Source organism: Paenibacillus sp. E194 (assembly GCF_000935845.1).
GTDB lineage: Bacteria > Bacillota > Bacilli > Paenibacillales > Paenibacillaceae > Paenibacillus_B > Paenibacillus_B alvei_B.
Window position 1 is genome coordinate 1 of record NZ_JMDX01000520.1, and the last position, 937, is coordinate 937.

Genomic DNA, 937 nt, shown 5'->3' on the forward strand with positions numbered 1-937 from the left:
AATGTAAATTCGCGTTCGCCTGCCACATACGCGCACAGCTCATGGCTGCCTCGCTCATCTGGCAGCGCGACTACGGCCGCCTCTCGAATTCCTTCCAACGCTAACAGTCTGGTTTCGATCTCGCCCGGTTCGATCCGGTAGCCGCGGATCTTCACCTGATGGTCGATACGGCCCAAATACTCCAGGTTGCCATCAGCCAACCAGCGGACACGGTCCCCGGTCCGATACATCCGCGTTCCTTTCAGCCATGGGTTGGCCAGGAATTTCTCCTGCGTCCAGCCCGGCTGATGCAAGTAGCCTCTGCCGACACAAGCACCTCCGATATACAGCTCGCCCACTACGCCGATCGGCTGCAGCTGTCCGAGCCCGTCCAAAATGTACACGGACGAGTTGCTGATCGGCTTGCCGATCGGCGGCAGCGTCGTCATCGGCTCTTGCGGCATCATCGTGTACGTGGTCGCTACATGCGTCTCCGAAGGGCCGTAATGATTGTGCAGCGTGACGCCCTGCTCCTGCAAGTAGCGCTGCAGCGCCGGACCGACAATCAGCGCCTCTCCCGCCGTTATCAGATGCTGCACGCACGTTGGCCAACTCGCTTCGTAGGCCGGATCGTTCCACACGAATTTGACGAACGACGACGGCAGCAGCAAGGTTGGAATGCCTCGTTCCTCCACATAGCGGAATAGCGCAGTCGGATTTTGGCGCATGTCCTCATCGATCACATGCAGCGTTCCACCCGCCAGCAACGTAGAAAAGATTTCCTGATAACTCACATCAAAGCTGTACGACGCATACTGCAGCACCTGCTTGCCAAATGGAATGGATGTACGCTCGTATTGATGCATGATCAGGTTCACGAGGTTGCCATGCTCCAACATAACGCCCTTCGGCTTCCCGGTCGTACCTGACGTATAGATGACGTAGAGCAATCGGCTGC

At 57.6% G+C, this 937-nt stretch carries 1 protein-coding gene; it reads right to left on the minus strand.

Features of this window, described 5'->3' with window-relative positions; genetic code table 11:
* Positions 1-937: AMP-binding protein (locus AZ66_RS29340; RefSeq protein WP_156160142.1), on the minus strand; the 937-nt coding region annotated here is incomplete at both ends.